Origin of the sequence: Chryseolinea sp. H1M3-3, from assembly GCF_029360725.1 — a bacterium.
Taxonomy (GTDB): domain Bacteria; phylum Bacteroidota; class Bacteroidia; order Cytophagales; family Cyclobacteriaceae; genus Chryseolinea.
On record NZ_JARKMY010000018.1, the window covers coordinates 79,522 to 95,167 of the forward strand.

Consider the following 15,646-nt stretch of genomic DNA (forward strand, 5'->3'; position numbering starts at 1 on the left):
CTATATTATCAAAGTTTAATGTTACTCTACAATTCGCGCACCCGTTTGATTGATTTTGGAAACGAAAACATCGCTCTTCAATTTCATATTAACAAACTGCCTTTGAATCTCCTCTCCTACTTTCTCGGCTGTCTCTAGGTCAGTGCTCAAACAAAAGATGGTGGGACCGGAACCGGATATTCCACTACCCAGCGCGCCGTGTTGAATGGCAGTCGCTTTGATCGCGTCGAATCCGGGAATCAATACGGCTCTGATAGGTTCAGCAATAACGTCTTGCAACGACCGGGTGATAAGTCCATAATCAGGCTTCATCAGGCCCACTACCATGCCAGCGATATTACCCCATTGCGTGATAGCATCCTTCATTGGAATGGTTGATTTTAAAACGCGTCTTGAATCTTCAGTCTTTAACTCCATGTGAGGGTGAACAAGCGTGCAATAAAGTCCTGGTGGTGTTGGTATCTTAGTGACGTCCAACGGCGCGTAACTTCGAATAAGGACAAAACCACCAAGCAATGAAGGCGCAACGTTGTCGGCATGCGCAGACCCGCAGGCAATCCGTTCAGCTTCCATTGCGAAGGGTAATAAGTGCTCACGTGTATAAGGATTATCATACAGGTGGTTGATCGCAATAAGCGCTGCCACCGAGCTCGCTGCACTTGAACCCATGCCACTTCCCAGTGGAAGTTTCTTATGAAGAACGATCTCGGCTCCCAGCTTGCTTCCGATTGCTTTCAGGAAAGCCTCCACAGCAACTCCTGATGTATTCCGCGTGGCCTCCAGAGGCAATCTCCCATCATCCCCCGTGATTTCCTTTATAATTACCCCAGGTTTTTCCGTAAGTGTGACGATAACTTCATCAGCCGGCGATTCCACGGCAAATCCGAAAATATCGAATCCGCAAGACACATTGGCTACAGTTGCGGGCGCTAATGCTTTTATTGACTTCATGAGTTTACAAGTGTTGTGTGAGCCAATGCCTCATGGCATGGATAAGTTTTGTGACTACAATTGATTTCAGAGTGATTTTATTTTGCATAGTGACCAATACGAATGATGTCGGCAAACACTCCAGCAGCAGTAACGGCGGCACCAGCGCCAGGGCCACGTATTACCATAGGCCTGTCGTGATAGCGCTCGGTCGTCATTAAAATTATGTTATCACTTCCGGACAGGGAATAGAAGGGATGTTTTTCATCAACCGATCCCAACTGAATTTTAACTTTACCTCCATCCAGTACTGCCATGTACCGAAGTTTTTGCCGCTGATCGGCTGCCTTTTTTCTCAGTGCCTCAAAATCCTGATTGTATTTTTCAAGGCATTTAAAGAATTCATCTATGCTCATTTCACCGCGGCAAGGTTCGGGAACCAGGTTTTCAACCTTAATGTCATCCAGTTCCATTTGCAACCCAGTTTCGCGGGAAAGAATTAATATTTTGCGTGCTACATCCATCCCATTCAAATCATCCCGGGGATCAGGCTCGGTATAACCTTTCGCTTTTGCTTCGTGAACAACGTCACTGAAATTCCTTCCTTCTTCAAATGAGCTGAAAATAAAATTCAGCGTGCCGCTCAATACAGCCTCAATGCGCAATACTTTATCGCCGCTGAGGAGGAGATCGTTCAGCGTATTGATCACCGGTAGTCCAGCTCCAACGTTGGTTTCGTATAAAAACTTTACACCCCGCTTAAACGCCGTTTCTTTTAGTGTCTTGTAACTTTCCATCGAAGAAGAATTAGCCTTCTTGTTTGGCGTTACGATTGAAATATTTGCAGAAAGTATATCCTCATAGAAAGCAGTTACATCCGTACTGGAAGTGCAATCCACGAAAATGCTGTTTGGCAAATTCAGGGCAGTCATTCTTTCAAAAAACGATCTCATCTGCATGGGTTCCCCCGACGCCTTCATTTTTTCAAGGCAGGTTTTCAGATCAAGTCCGTCTTCATCAAACAACATCTTTTTACTATTCGCGATGGCCACAATGTTCACCTCCAGCAAGTTTTCTTTTGCCAGCTTGGTGAACTGATCCTCCACCATTTCAATTAGAGAGTTACCAATCAATCCCGTGCCAACCAAAAATACATTAAGCAGTTTACGGTCGGATAGAAAGAATGCCTCATGTAAAGCATTCAGCGCTTTAGAAACGTCTACTTGCGGAATCACTGCGGAAATATTTCTTTCTGATGAGCCCTGCGCGATTGCAACAACATTAACACCGTTCTTTCCAAGTCCACTAAACATACGACCACTGGTTCCCGGGCTGTGTTTCATACCATCGCCTACAACGGCCACGATAGACAAATCTTTTTCCACCGGAACTTCGTCAATTTCCTCACTTCTGATCTCGTATTGAAATTCTTTCTCGATGGCGGCCTTTGCTTTCGCCGCATCTTTATGATCTATAGCGAAACAAATCGAATGCTCAGAAGATGCCTGGCTAATTAAGATTACATTCACATTTTCGCGAGCAAGTGTGGCAAACAGCCGCATAGATGCACCCACTACACCCAGTAAGCCGCTGCCCTGAAGGCTCAGCAAGCTGACACCGTTCATAGAGGAAATTCCTTTAATCATTTTCCCATTCGATGAATGGGCATGAATCACCGTACCTCTAAAAGTCGGGTTAAAGGTGTTTTTAATCCAGATCGGTATCTGATTAACCATCGCGGGTTGCATGGTAGACGGGAAAATTACTTTTGCACCGAAGTGAGAAAGCTCCATCGCTTCTTCGTAACTCATTTCCGGAACTGTAAATGCCTTTTTCACTTTTCTTGGATCGGCCGTCATCATGCCATCAACATCAGTCCAGATTTCTAAGTCAGAAGCGCGAAGTGCGCCGGCAAAGATTGCAGCTGTATAGTCTGAGCCGCTTCTGCCCAGCGTGGTAGTCTCCCCACTTTCTGAAGTCCCAATAAAGCCAGTAATGATTTGGACATCAGGATGATGTTTAAAGTAGTCGAGAATAAGTTTGTTAGTGACTTCGAAGTCAACCTTCGCGTGTCCAAAGTTTGTATCCGTACGGATTACTTTGCGTGCATCGAGGAATTCCGCCGCATGACCTTGGTTTTTGAATGCTTCAGAAATGATATAGGCCGAAATGCGTTCACCGAAACTCATGATGTAATCAAGGGTTCGAACAGTACGTTCCTTCACCAGATATACGCCATGAAGAACATCTTCCAGTTCATTCATCATAAATTTCACCTGGGCAAGAATTCCGCTTTGTTTTTGAACATTTACAAGTTCGCGAACCGCCGTAAGATGACGCTTCTCCAACTCAGCCAATTTCGTTTTATACTCAAGATTTCCCTCCAGGGCCGCCGAGCTAATTTGAATCAACGTATCGGTTACACCACCGAAAGCGGAAAAGACAACAGCTACTTCACCGCTTAAATAGGGTTTAACAATTTCTATTACTGATTGAATTCTCTCGGGGGTAGCTACTGAAGAGCCACCAAATTTCAGAACCTTCATGGGGAAAAAATGCAGTTAATTTTTATTCAATAATACTAATGCAGTTAATTTTTATTCAATAATACTTTGGTACGGGCCAGTATCCAACTCCTGGAGATGGACATTAATAGGCATGGCGGGGGTATAAAAATAGCGCACGGGTCACCCCGTAATAATGATTGTAATAATAATAGATGTAGCACAAGCGATCGGAGCTTTCGTAAAGAAAGTTGAGGAAATGGATATAAAATGTTTCGCTTGCATTTGAGGACCCGAAATAATGAAATGATATACTTGATTGCAAAGTATTTTTTATGATTTTTGCACGAACTAACGATTAGTAGCTTAACGGTAACGTTTGTGGCGTCAAATCGTGAGTATTAATAACTTTTATCTTCTTCAATGCCCCGGAAAAAAAAATTCCCACGCGAATCAGTTGTGAGTATGACCGAACTGGTTCTCCCAAATGATACCAATACACTAAGCAATTTAATGGGAGGTCGGCTCATGCACTGGATGGACGTGGTATCTGCTATCTCCGCGCAAAAGCACTCTAATCGTATTGTTGTCACGGCCTCCGTGGATAACATTTCGTTCAAACATCCTATTCGTTTAGGTAATGTTGTGACATTAACAGCCAAGGTAACCCGGGCTTTTAATTCATCAATGGAAGTTCGCATTGATGTTAAAGCAGAAGATATTCCATCCAATACGATAACAGAAAGCAACAGTGCATTTTTTACGTTTGTAGCTGTAGATCAGTTGGGCCGTCCGATCGATATCCCGGAGGTTGAACCGGAGACTGAGGAGGAGAAGGCGTTGTTTGATGGCGCCCTTCATCGCCGGCAACTCAGGCTTATATTAGCGGGAAGAATGAAGCCCTCCGAAGCAAAAGAACTGAAGTCTTATTTTGATATTCCCTAGTATGGCACAACCACACCCTTTAGAAAATCTCTACCAGGAGGAACTATATAAGATCCATCCGAAAGTAATGGTGGTTGTACCAAGACCATGGAAAGACCTGTCGCCAGATGAAATTTCTCTTTTAAGGAAGATTTTTAACGCCGTAAAACTTTCATTGGACGCAGTCCAGATCGTTAACGCAAAACAATTTAGCGTTGACGACTTTAAAACTTTTCAACCGCTATGCATTATTGCTTTTGGATCCACATTAAAGGATTCGTCAAGGATGTACGAAAATGTTTTGGTCGGTGGTATTCCAGTTGTGATGGCGCACGAACTCAGAGCGTTGGATGATGCCACAAAAAAAAGTCTTTGGACTATCCTTCGGCAAGTCTTCCATTCTTAAAACAACCTTTGCGGTAACCATTTTGCCGGTTATGGTTCTTCTTCTATATTTGCCACACTTTAAAAACCAAGGAAAGATGTACTGGTTTTTTGAAACGTAAATGCAAACCTAAATCTATATGGAAAACATTCTCTACTATTTACCATTATTTGGAGTTCTCGGTCTGTTATTCGTTGTGTGGAAAAGCGCATGGGTTAACCGGCAAGATGCGGGAACTGACAAAATGAAAAAAATTGCCGGCCATATAGCGGAGGGTGCTATGGCGTTCCTTAAGGCTGAGTATAAGGTGTTGGGAATATTTGTTGTTTGCGTTGCCCTGCTACTTGCTTTTACAGCAGATAGCGAAAACTCGCATCCGCTCGTGGGGGTTTCATTTGTTTTGGGAGCATTTTGTTCTGCCCTTGCCGGCTTTATAGGAATGCGTGTAGCAACAAAAGCAAATGTTAGAACTACGAATGCCGCTCGTACAAGTTTGGGAAAAGCGCTGGAGGTAGCGTTTGCAGGCGGTTCTGTAATGGGTATGGGTGTGGTTGGCTTGGGTGTTCTCGGGCTCAGTGTTCTCTTTATAGTGTATTCAAAAATGTTTGGTATTGGGGATCAAGTGAGTCTGAATCAAGTGATCACCGTTATTACAGGGTTCTCTTTCGGTGCTTCATCAATCGCACTTTTTGCTCGTGTAGGCGGCGGGATATACACAAAGGCTGCCGACGTGGGTGCTGACCTTGTAGGAAAAGTTGAAGCAGGTATCCCTGAAGATCACCCATTAAATCCAGCCACGATAGCAGATAACGTTGGTGACAATGTTGGAGATGTTGCAGGGATGGGGGCCGATTTATTTGAATCGTATGTTGGTTCCATTGTGGGTACTATGGTATTAGGAGCTGCCTTTATGGTTCCTGGTTTCAGTGATAATTTTAATGGACTGTCTGCTGTTCTTCTCCCCCTTGTACTCGCAGGTGTTGGTATTATCATGTCGTTCCTGGGAACATTTTTCGTAAAAGTAAAAGAAGGCGGAGATCCTCAGAAAGCTTTGAACATGGGAGAATTTGTATCGTCCCTTGTAATGATCATTGCTTCCTACTTTATTATTGTATGGATGCTGCCTGCAGAGTGGTGGTTCAAAGATCCACTGTATGCTTGGACAGATCCTGAAAAAGGAAATCATTACACTGCGCTGGGTGTATTTTGGGCTACAGTAATTGGTCTTGTGGGAGGAGTTTTGGTAGGTCTGGTCACAGAGCATTACACGGGGATGGGTAAAGGCCCGGTGAACTCTATTGTAAGGCAATCTTCAACTGGTGCTGCTACCAATATTATCGCGGGTCTCGGGGTGGGTATGATGTCAACGGCCATTCCGACTATCATTATTGCACTATCAATAATCGGTGCGTTTTACTTTGGCGGTTTATACGGTATAGCTATCGCCGCTGTAGGGATGTTATCCAACCTCGGTATTCAGTTGGCTGTGGATGCTTACGGTCCAATTTCGGACAACGCTGGCGGTATTGCTGAAATGTCGGAGCTACCAAAAGAAGTTCGTTCAAGAACAGATAAATTGGATGCTGTAGGAAATACCACGGCGGCCATTGGAAAAGGTTTTGCAATTGCTTCAGCTGCTTTAACAGCATTAGCATTGTTTGGTGCCTTCATGACAACAGCGCATTTAAGTACAATAGATGTATCGAAGGCCAACGTAATGGCTGGGCTTTTCATTGGCGGTATGCTGCCATTTGTATTTTCTGCCCTCGCCATGGGTGCGGTGGGTCGTGCGGCCATGTCTATGATCGAAGAGGTTCGTAGGCAGTTTACTACCATCCCTGCATTGAAGGCTGCACTTGATTTAATGCGAAAAAACGGTGATAAGCCTGTAGAAGAATGGCCCGCCGCGGAGCAAAAAGTTTTCCATGACGCCGACGGCAAGGCTGAATACGGTAAATGTGTTGAGATCTCAACCAAAGCTGCTATCCGTGAAATGGTGCTGCCAGGTTTGATGGCTGTAATTGTACCTGTGGTTATTGCCTTCCTACCAGGCTTTGGTGTTGAAGCGCTCGGAGGTATGCTGGCGGGTGTAACCGTGACGGGTGTTCTGATGGCTATTTTTCAATCTAACGCCGGTGGCGCCTGGGATAATGCAAAAAAGAGTTTTGAAGAAGGTGTTGAAATCAATGGACAGATGTATTATAAAAAATCAGATCCGCATAAAGCCGCAGTTGTGGGCGATACTGTGGGTGATCCATTCAAAGATACCTCTGGCCCTTCCCTGAATATCCTGCTAAAGTTGATGTCGGTGGTAGCTTTGGTTATCGCTCCATTATTGGTGCCGGATGAAATAAAATCAACAGGTAAGGCCGAAGAATCGAAGACAAAAATAGAAACCGTAAGCGAAGCCTCTATCGAAATTGAAACAAAGGCTGCTGTAAAATAATTGGTTGTAGACATCAGAAAGCCCCGCCGAACACGGGGCTTTTTTTATTATTTCGCCTTCGGCAGTGTTTCAATGATGGCAGAGATGTTCGAGTTTAAAAAGGATAGTTTTATATTTCGGCAATGAAACTCATATTCCCTCTCCTATTTTCGGCCTTTTTGAGTTATGCTCAGCCGTCTATTATTGGAAAGTGGAAGGCTATTGACGAGTCGGGAGAAGAGAAATCCATTATCGAGATATTCGAAAGAGATGGTGAAGTCTTCGGTAAAATTGTGAAGATATTTACAGCAGAAGACCCTGATCCGGTTTGTGATAAATGTCCTGAGGATGATCCGCGATATAAGAAGAAAATCATTGGAATGGAGATCATAAAAAACATGGTAAAGGGGGAAAACGAGTATTCTGAAGGGAGTATTTTGGATCCCGAGGACGGTAAAATTTATCGATGCAAACTGTGGACAGAAGGAGAAGGATTAAAGGTCAGAGGGTATTGGGGACCATTCTACCGGACCCAAACATGGGAGAGAGTGCATTGATCCAACTATATAGTCATTAGTCGTAAAATTAACAAAAAGGCAACGTAACAGGTTACTAAGGCACTTCAAGATGGTATTCAGATCAAGCTCAGCCATGAACGAAACAGAGATTTTCGAACGCATCTGCAAAGGTGACGAGAAGGCTCTTGAGTTACTCTATAAGAAATACTATCGAATGATGACCAAGCTGGTCATTACCAATAGTGGTACGGAGGACGAGGCTCGCGACGTTTATCAGGATGCGCTGATTGTGTTTTGGCAAAAGGCTACTTCAGGCAATCTGGTCTTAACTTCCAAAATGAGCACGTACATCTACAGCATTTGCCAAAATCTGTGGAGAAAAGAACTGGATAGAAAAAAACGGCTGTCGAACGAGGAAAAAGACAGCGCTGTTACGTTAGATACAGAGACGCTGGAAAGAGAAAAGATCATAGCGAAATGTATTGATCAGTTAGACGGGACCTGCAAGAAAGTATTGATGTATTATTATTTTGAAGAAATGTCAATGCAGGATATTGCGGATAAACTTGGTTTTGCAAATACAGATACAGCAAAAACAAAAAAGTACAAATGCAAAAAAAAGTTAGACGATTTAGTGAAAGCTCAGTACTCTGAGAAGGACTTTTTAGATTAGAAATTATGGCTTCGGAAAAAGATTTAGAATTACTAGACCAATATGTAAGCAACCGGCTTACCGCTTCAGATAAGACTGCTTTTGAACAAAAGCTGGCATCGGATACATCCCTAAAGAATGAGTACAAGCTTCAGCAAAAATTGGTTGATAAAATCCGGGAAGCACGTGTCAAGGAACTAAAAACAATGTTTAATAATGTCCCTGCGTCGGCCCTGGAACCCAATGGAACATCCGTCGCTACCCAAATTACGCTTTTGATAGCGGTAGTGGGTGCGATAGGCGCTGGCGTATACTTTTATATGAGCCGGGAGGAAAATGTTGAAACCCAACCCATAACTCAACAGGAACAAGTCACCCAGGAAACACCTCAGGCAATTGAACCCAACCAAGACGAGACACCTAAACAAGAAGTACCTGCGGTTGTTGAAGAAAAAGAATCATCCGAGTCCGTAACACCTGCAATAGAAAAAGATCAGGAGGAAACTAAGGTTCCTCAAGCGCATAACGGTTTGAAGAATGACGAAGAACCAAAGGGACCTGCACCGCTGGATATTTTTGACCCGACGCAAGAAGGCGAAACCGCTAACAAGGCTAATCCAGAGGCGAAGATCTCAGAGGCACCCCTGAGCAAATCCTCGATTGTTGTTGAAGTCGACAACAGTAACAAAAAGTTTAACTTTCATTACCAGTTTAAGAATGGCAAATTGTATTTGTTTGGAACTTTTGAGAAAAACCTGTACGAGATCATGGAATTTTTCAGCGGAAACAAAAGAACTGTGTTCCTCTTTTACAAGGATAATTATTACCTGCTGAGCGAAGAAAACGACACCATCAAACCTTTGGCTCCAATTAATGATCCTACCCTTCTTCAGAAGTTAAAAGATTATCGCGGAGCGAGATAGCAAAACAAAAAAGCCTTGGACCCCCAGGGCTTTTTTATTTTAAATACCCGTGCCACAGACCACTGCTTATTCGTTTAATATTTTCTCCTAACTTTGCGGTTTAAAGCATGCAGTCAACTCGTAAAAAGAAATTAGGCGGATACCCGGCGTTGGGGGTAGTGACCAGTATCACACTCGCTCTATTCGTGCTCGGCTTATTTGGAACATTGATTATTTATTCAAATCAATTCGGCAAAATTGTGCGCGATAATTTGAACGTAAAAGTTTTTCTAAAAAGCACGTTGACTGAAACGCAACGCAACCAATTAGAAAGAACAATCGGCTCTAAACAATTCGTAGCCAAGGGCGATAATGCCATCACTTTTGTATCCAAAGAGGAAGCCGAAAAAGATCTCATTAAGCAAATTGGTGATTACAAGGAAATCTTAGGTGAGAATCCTCTAAAGGATGCGTTTATCGTGAAGGTTGCAACGGAATTTCAGGACACCACCAGTTTAAGAAAAGTGAAAAGTGAGTTAGAGAACATGAATGGCGTGCTCGAGGCCACCTATGAAAAACATTTGTTTGACGAGGTGAATAAAAATTTCACCAAGATCTCCATAGCACTTTTGATTCTTGCTGTGCTATTGATGGTGGTCACGTTTTTACTTGTGAACAGTACCTTACGCATTGCATTGTTTTCTCAACGATTTCTCATCCGCAGCATGCAGCTGGTGGGTGCTAAAAAATGGTTTATTCAATGGCCATTTTTATTTCGGGCAATCAGTTATGGCTTTTTGTCCAGCATATTGGCATCCGCGCTCCTATGGGGATTTTCAACGTATGCGCAACAAAAAATTACTGATCTTTCATTACTTCACAATCAAGAACACTTTTTAGCATTGCTGATGATACTATCGGTCATGGGAATTATCGTAGCCACCGTCAGTACCTTTTTCGCGATCCACAAATATTTAAAAATGTCATTAGACGAACTATACTAACAAAAAAGCACAATGGAGAGTAAACTTCCCTTCGGTAAAAAAAACTATCAGCTTATGATCATCGGTGTATTAACGCTGGTGGTGGGTTTTGTTATCATGTCGTCTGATCAGGAGCAGCATGGTTTTGGTTTTTTGGGCTTAACCTTAGGGCCAATCATTGTCATGGCCGGTTTTATAATTGAAATTTGGGCCATCTTGCGCAAGCCTTCCAAATGATTAACCCACGGTTTAAATTTCGCCCTCATCGTCATTAACGATCCAAATTTCGCATGTCTATTATTCAAGCAATAATTTTAGCCATTATCGAAGGCATTACTGAGTTTCTACCGATTTCCTCTACTGGACATATGATCATCGGCTCATCTTTGATGGGTATTGCGTCGGACCCTTTCACAAAGATGTTTACAGTAGCCATCCAGTTCGGCGCTATATTATCCGTTATCGTTCTGTACTGGAGAAAATTTCTCCCGAAGAGTGGAAACATGCAGGAGACTTTTAATTTCTATTTGAAACTTATCGTGGCGTTTATTCCAGCAGCTGTAATCGGTTTTTTATTGAATGACACCATAGATCTCTTGCTTGAGCGGGTGGATGTGGTGGGCTATGCGTTAATTGCAGGTGGCATTTTCTTTCTGTATGTGGACAAAATATTTCACAAAAATGAAACATACAGCGATCAAAATATCTCATATCCTTCAGCTTTAAAGGTGGGGTTTTTCCAAACCATTGCTATGGTTCCAGGCGTCTCCAGATCCGCGGCAACCATCATCGGCGGACTCTCTCAAAAACTCAATAAAAAAACAGCTGCAGAGTTTTCCTTTTTTCTGGCGGTACCGACGATGTTTGCCGCCACGCTTTATAAGATGTATAAATTTTATGATGAAGGTGGTTCCTTTGGCCAGAATGAAGTCACGTTGTTGATCATCGGTAATATCGTTGCTTTTATCGTGGCAATTCTTGCTATTAAATCCTTCATAAGCTTTCTAACAAAAAACGGATTTAAGGTGTTCGGTTATTACCGTATCGTTGTGGGAATCATCATTCTAGTATTGTATTATATGGGTGTAGGACTCTCCGTCGTATAATGGAAACGCTTCAAGATCCTGGTAGAATCTTGCTTGTTAATAAACCTCTACACTGGACTTCCTTTGATGTAGTGAACAAACTTCGCTACAAACTTAAAACGAAAAAAATAGGACATGCAGGAACGCTTGACCCATTAGCCACAGGGTTATTAATTGTCTGTGTTGGTAAAATGACCAAGCGCATCGAGGAGTTTATGGGACAGGAAAAAGAATACACCGGGAAGTTTATTATTGGGCAGACCACCATTTCGCATGATCTTGAGACAGCCGTGAGCGAACCGAAAGACATTACGCATATTTCGCATGAGTTAATTTACAAAACGAGTGATCAATTCACTGGGAATCTACGGCAGCTTCCGCCACAACATTCTGCTATACGAATTAAAGGGAAACGAGCGTATGAATTTGCCCGGGAGGGAAAAGAAATTGCATTGGCTCCTCGTGAAGTCACAGTCAGATTATTTTCAATAGAAGAAATCAAGCTGCCTGAAATATCCTTTCGAATTGTTTGTTCAAAAGGAACATACATACGCAGTTTGGTTCGTGATTTTGGAGAAGCCTTGCAGGTTGGCGCTTACCTGTCTGAGCTATGCCGAACCAGAATTGGCGAATTCAGGCTAGAGCAAGCTACAACAGTGGAAGAGATTCATTTGTAAAGTATATTGCTACAACGCTGTCTTAAGGTTTGCCGGTGAAGGATTAATTTTATACCAACGTTGAAATCAACATTGAACATTTAACGCCTAAACATATTTATCTGCATGAAAATATACCATGGGGTTGAAGATTTTGTGAGATTGTCAAATGCTGTTGTAACCAGTGGTACATTCGATGGTGTGCATGTCGGACATACCAAAATATTAACACGTCTTCGTGAAATTGCGTCGAAGACCAATGGTGACACCGTTGTAATCACATTTTGGCCTCATCCCAGATTGGTGCTCCATCCCGAGGATACTTCATTGAAACTTCTGAACACCTTTGAGGAAAAGGCTGATTTGTTAAAGGCCCAAGGAATAAATCACCTGATCCGCATCCCTTTTACCAAAGAATTCTCTCAACTCACGTCAGAAGAATTTATCACCCAGATTCTGGTGGATACCATTGGTACAAAAAAGTTAGTAATTGGCCACGATCATCACTTCGGGAAGAACCGTGAAGGAAGCTTTGAACAGCTTAAGCTCAACGGTCCGAAGTATGGCTTCGATGTCGAAGAAATTCCGCGTCAGGACGTCGACCATGTGGGCGTTAGTTCTACAAAGATCAGGCATGCACTGGATGCCGGTGATATCGAGACAGCAACGCACTTCTTAGGCCACGCATATAGCTTGACAGGCAGGGTTGTAATGGGCGATAAGCTGGGGCGATTACTTGGTTTTCCTACCGCCAATATTGAAATTGATACTGCGTATAAACTGATTCCGGCAGACGGCATTTATGCAGTAACGTTGGAATTTGAGCATCAGCACTTTAAAGGAATGCTGTACATTGGTAAGCGTCCAACTGTAAATGGTGTCAAGCGAAACATTGAAGTAAACATTTTTGATTTTAACAAAGAGATATACGGTGATTCACTAACAATATTCTTTCATCATCTCATCCGGAGAGATATCAAGTTTAATGATTTGGAAGAATTGAAAAAGCAACTTTTTTTGGACAAAGCAGACGCATTGAAGATGTTGAATAGCGATTCATAAGTATCACGATATTCATCGTTCGATTTGTTGTTAATATCCTGTAGTCAATTCAAATTCTTATTTTTAGACATTAAATATTTCGAAGGACAATAAGGGGTTAACAGCTAACCGCAAATCCAATGCTTTGGTCTCCATCACAGGATTTTATCGAACAATCGAATCTTCATCATTATCAGCAATGGCTTGTTGATAATAAAAACCTTTCTTTCTCAAGCTATCAAGAACTGTGGAAATGGTCCGTGGACAATCTGGAAGATTTTTGGGAATCCATTTTTCAATATTTTGATGTCATCCACGAAGGACATTACAATTCAGTTTTGGGAGAACAAAAAGAATACAACGTCTCCTGGTTTGAAGGCGTTAGCCTTAATTACGCAGAACATATTTTCAGGAAATCTACTAATGAGAGACCTGCCATTATTTACCAAACTGAAACAAGCGAAGTAAAGGAGATCAGTTGGCAAGAGCTGTCCGTAAAGGCAGCTTCACTTCAATACCATCTAAAAGACTGGGGAGTTACAAAAGGCGATCGGGTTGTCGCTTACATGCCATGCATACCAGAAACCACAATTGCGCTACTTGCAACGGTATCATTAGGCGCGATTTGGTCCAGTTGTTCGCCTGACTTCGGTACAACGGCTGTTATTGATCGTTTTGCGCAAATTTATCCCAAGGTGTTAATTGCTACTGATCATTATTGCTATGGCGGCAAACATTTTGATAAATCTCAAGTTGTTGAGGAAATAATCAAAAAACTACCTACTCTTGAGGTCGTCGTTATTGTTAGTAATAAGTCTATTCAATTAAAAACGCAAAAGCCCGTTCTCACCTGGAAAACTGTCACGACAGAAACGACCCGTGAACTTGAGATTGTTCATGTGCCTTTCTCCCATCCGTTGTGGGTCTTATATTCTTCCGGTACAACAGGATTACCAAAAGCTTTTGTGCATTCTCACGGTGGTATTTTACTCGAACAATTGAAGTATGGTACCTTTCATAATGATTTCAAACCCGGTGAGCGATGCTTCTGGTATACCACTACCGGTTGGATGATGTGGAATTATATTCATGGATGTCTTTTGGTGGGTGCAACGATGGTTTTATACGAAGGCAGCGTTGCATATCCTGACCTAAACGTGTTATGGGAATTTGCTGAGAAAGTTAAGATCCACCATTTTGGAACCAGTGCTGCCTATTTGCTAGCAAACATGAAGGAGACTATTCAGCCCGGAAAAAAATTTAACTTGAGATCTTTGCGCTCGATAAGTTCTACAGGTAGCACGCTACCACCTGAAGCGTTTCAATGGGTATACCGGGAAGTCAAAAAAGACCTTTGGTTGGTATCCATGAGTGGTGGCTCGGATGTGTGTAGTGCCTTTGTTGGCGGAAATCCAACGTTACCGGTATATGCAGGAGAAATTCAATGCCGTGCTTTAGGTTGTAATCTTCAGGCTTTTGACGATGAAGGTACTTCAATAGAAAATGAGGTTGGTGAAATGGTGATTCTAAACCCCATGCCCTCCATGCCGATATATTTTTGGAACGATCCGGAATATAAACGGTACAGGGAAAGCTATTTTCAGCATTTTCCTTTTGTATGGCGTCATGGCGATTGGATTCAGATCACATCTCATAAAGGCGTGGTTATCTATGGCCGATCGGACGCTACATTAAACCGGGCCGGTGTTAGAATTGGCACCAGTGAAATTTATCGTGCACTCGATAAAATTGAAGAAGTTAAAGACAGTCTTATTGTTTGTATTGAAGAAAAGAACGGCACTTTTTGGATGCCCTTGTTTGTGGTCATGAAAGAGGCATATAAACTCACCGAAGACATTAAACTAAACATTAACCGAACGCTTCGTAGTGATTATAGTCCCCGGCACGTACCAGATGAAATAATCTCTGTTGCCGACATTCCATATACCATCAGCGGAAAAAAAACTGAAGCTCCGGTAAAAAAAATATTAATGGGTAAAGATCCTGATAAGGTAATAAGCACGGGTACATTGAGGAATCCATCCTCTATGACTGTGTTTGTGGAATTGGCAAAAAAACGCAGATAATGCTTTTGTAATCTTGGACTGGCAATTATGCAGGTCCACACGGCTCCCCGAGGCAACTATAACGTCGATCCAAAAAAAATCCTAAAAACAAAAGAGATGGATTGAGTGCGTATTAACTTGCCGCCATGAAAAAATCAACCATTAATTTTACTGTAGAGCTGGATGATAATAACATTCCCGAAAAAATTTTTTGGGAAGCGACAGGTAAACCGGAACCAGGCTTAACAGAAACAAAATCTATCAGCGTTTCCTTGTGGGATCATACCCAAAAAAACACCCTTAGAATTGATCTTTGGTCAAAGGACATGCCGGTAGACGACATGAAGCGTTTTCACGTCGAATGCCTTGGGGGTATCGCGCAAAGCATCCTTACCTCCACCCAGGATGAGTTCATGTCTAACGAGATAAATGCCCTTTGTGAGCGCCTCGTAAATCATCTAAAAGGACAAAACCCCTGATCTCAGGGCCTATCAAACGTTTGTTTATTCAGTTTTTTTTGTACTTTTCTGATAAGAAGCTCGGTATGCATACTAAATTCATGCGAGCGGGGAGTC

Annotated in this window: 15 protein-coding genes; 13 read left to right on the forward strand and 2 right to left on the reverse strand. The window is 42.5% G+C overall.

The features are described from left to right. Nucleotides 1-21: 21 nt before the first annotated feature. Nucleotides 22-951 carry a homoserine kinase gene (locus P2W71_RS24375; RefSeq protein WP_276374027.1) on the reverse strand — a complete coding sequence of 310 codons (930 nt, stop codon included), beginning with the start codon at nt 949-951 and terminating at the stop codon, nt 22-24. A gap of 77 nt (nt 952-1,028) precedes the next feature. After that, complete coding sequence (gene thrA, locus P2W71_RS24380; protein ID WP_276374028.1) at nt 1,029-3,476, reverse strand: bifunctional aspartate kinase/homoserine dehydrogenase I; 2,448 nt, start codon at nt 3,474-3,476, stop codon at nt 1,029-1,031. Nucleotides 3,477-3,857: 381 nt separating this feature from the next. On the opposite strand from thrA, the gene P2W71_RS24385 reads away from it, so the two are divergent. The 13 genes from P2W71_RS24385 to gldC all read left to right on the forward strand — a co-directional run bounded on the left by P2W71_RS24385 (nt 3,858) and on the right by gldC (nt 15,550). Next, a complete protein-coding gene (locus P2W71_RS24385) occupies nt 3,858-4,379 on the forward strand; it encodes an acyl-CoA thioesterase (protein ID WP_276374029.1) in 522 nt (173 codons plus the stop codon). A gap of 1 nt (nt 4,380) precedes the next feature. Next, nucleotides 4,381-4,764 carry a hypothetical protein gene (locus tag P2W71_RS24390; RefSeq protein WP_276374030.1) on the forward strand — a complete coding sequence of 128 codons (384 nt, stop codon included), beginning with the start codon at nt 4,381-4,383 and terminating at the stop codon, nt 4,762-4,764. A gap of 118 nt (nt 4,765-4,882) precedes the next feature. Further along, nucleotides 4,883-7,189, forward strand: a complete 2,307-nt coding sequence (locus tag P2W71_RS24395) for a sodium-translocating pyrophosphatase (protein ID WP_276374031.1) — start codon at nt 4,883-4,885, stop codon at nt 7,187-7,189. A gap of 122 nt (nt 7,190-7,311) precedes the next feature. Further along, the gene (locus P2W71_RS24400; protein ID WP_276374032.1) at nt 7,312-7,725 is read left to right on the forward strand and encodes a DUF2147 domain-containing protein; all 414 of its coding nucleotides are present in this window, start codon (nt 7,312-7,314) and stop codon (nt 7,723-7,725) included. Nucleotides 7,726-7,819: 94 nt separating this feature from the next. Next, a complete protein-coding gene (locus tag P2W71_RS24405) occupies nt 7,820-8,359 on the forward strand; it encodes a sigma-70 family RNA polymerase sigma factor (protein WP_276374033.1) in 540 nt (179 codons plus the stop codon). A gap of 5 nt (nt 8,360-8,364) precedes the next feature. After that, nucleotides 8,365-9,261 carry a hypothetical protein gene (locus P2W71_RS24410; protein WP_276374034.1) on the forward strand — a complete coding sequence of 299 codons (897 nt, stop codon included), beginning with the start codon at nt 8,365-8,367 and terminating at the stop codon, nt 9,259-9,261. Nucleotides 9,262-9,368: 107 nt separating this feature from the next. Next, complete coding sequence (locus P2W71_RS24415; RefSeq protein WP_276374035.1) at nt 9,369-10,244, forward strand: permease-like cell division protein FtsX; 876 nt, start codon at nt 9,369-9,371, stop codon at nt 10,242-10,244. Between the two features lie 12 nt (nt 10,245-10,256). After that, on the forward strand, nt 10,257-10,460 hold the full coding sequence (locus tag P2W71_RS24420) for a DUF3098 domain-containing protein (RefSeq protein ID WP_276374036.1): 204 nt from the start codon (nt 10,257-10,259) through the stop codon (nt 10,458-10,460). Nucleotides 10,461-10,513: 53 nt separating this feature from the next. Beyond that, complete coding sequence (locus tag P2W71_RS24425; RefSeq protein ID WP_276374037.1) at nt 10,514-11,329, forward strand: undecaprenyl-diphosphate phosphatase; 816 nt, start codon at nt 10,514-10,516, stop codon at nt 11,327-11,329. Continuing rightward, on the forward strand, nt 11,329-11,985 hold the full coding sequence (gene truB, locus P2W71_RS24430) for a tRNA pseudouridine(55) synthase TruB (protein WP_276374038.1): 657 nt from the start codon (nt 11,329-11,331) through the stop codon (nt 11,983-11,985). Before P2W71_RS24425 ends, truB begins: the two co-directional genes overlap by 1 nt. Nucleotides 11,986-12,090: 105 nt before the next feature. Next, nucleotides 12,091-13,026 (forward strand): bifunctional riboflavin kinase/FAD synthetase, encoded by a 936-nt coding sequence (locus tag P2W71_RS24435; protein WP_276374039.1) that lies wholly within the window; start codon nt 12,091-12,093, stop codon nt 13,024-13,026. Between the two features lie 119 nt (nt 13,027-13,145). Further along, a complete protein-coding gene (locus P2W71_RS24440) occupies nt 13,146-15,092 on the forward strand; it encodes an acetoacetate--CoA ligase (protein WP_276374040.1) in 1,947 nt (648 codons plus the stop codon). A gap of 125 nt (nt 15,093-15,217) precedes the next feature. Beyond that, on the forward strand, nt 15,218-15,550 hold the full coding sequence (gene gldC / locus P2W71_RS24445; protein ID WP_276374041.1) for a gliding motility protein GldC: 333 nt from the start codon (nt 15,218-15,220) through the stop codon (nt 15,548-15,550). Nucleotides 15,551-15,646: the final 96 nt, after the last annotated feature.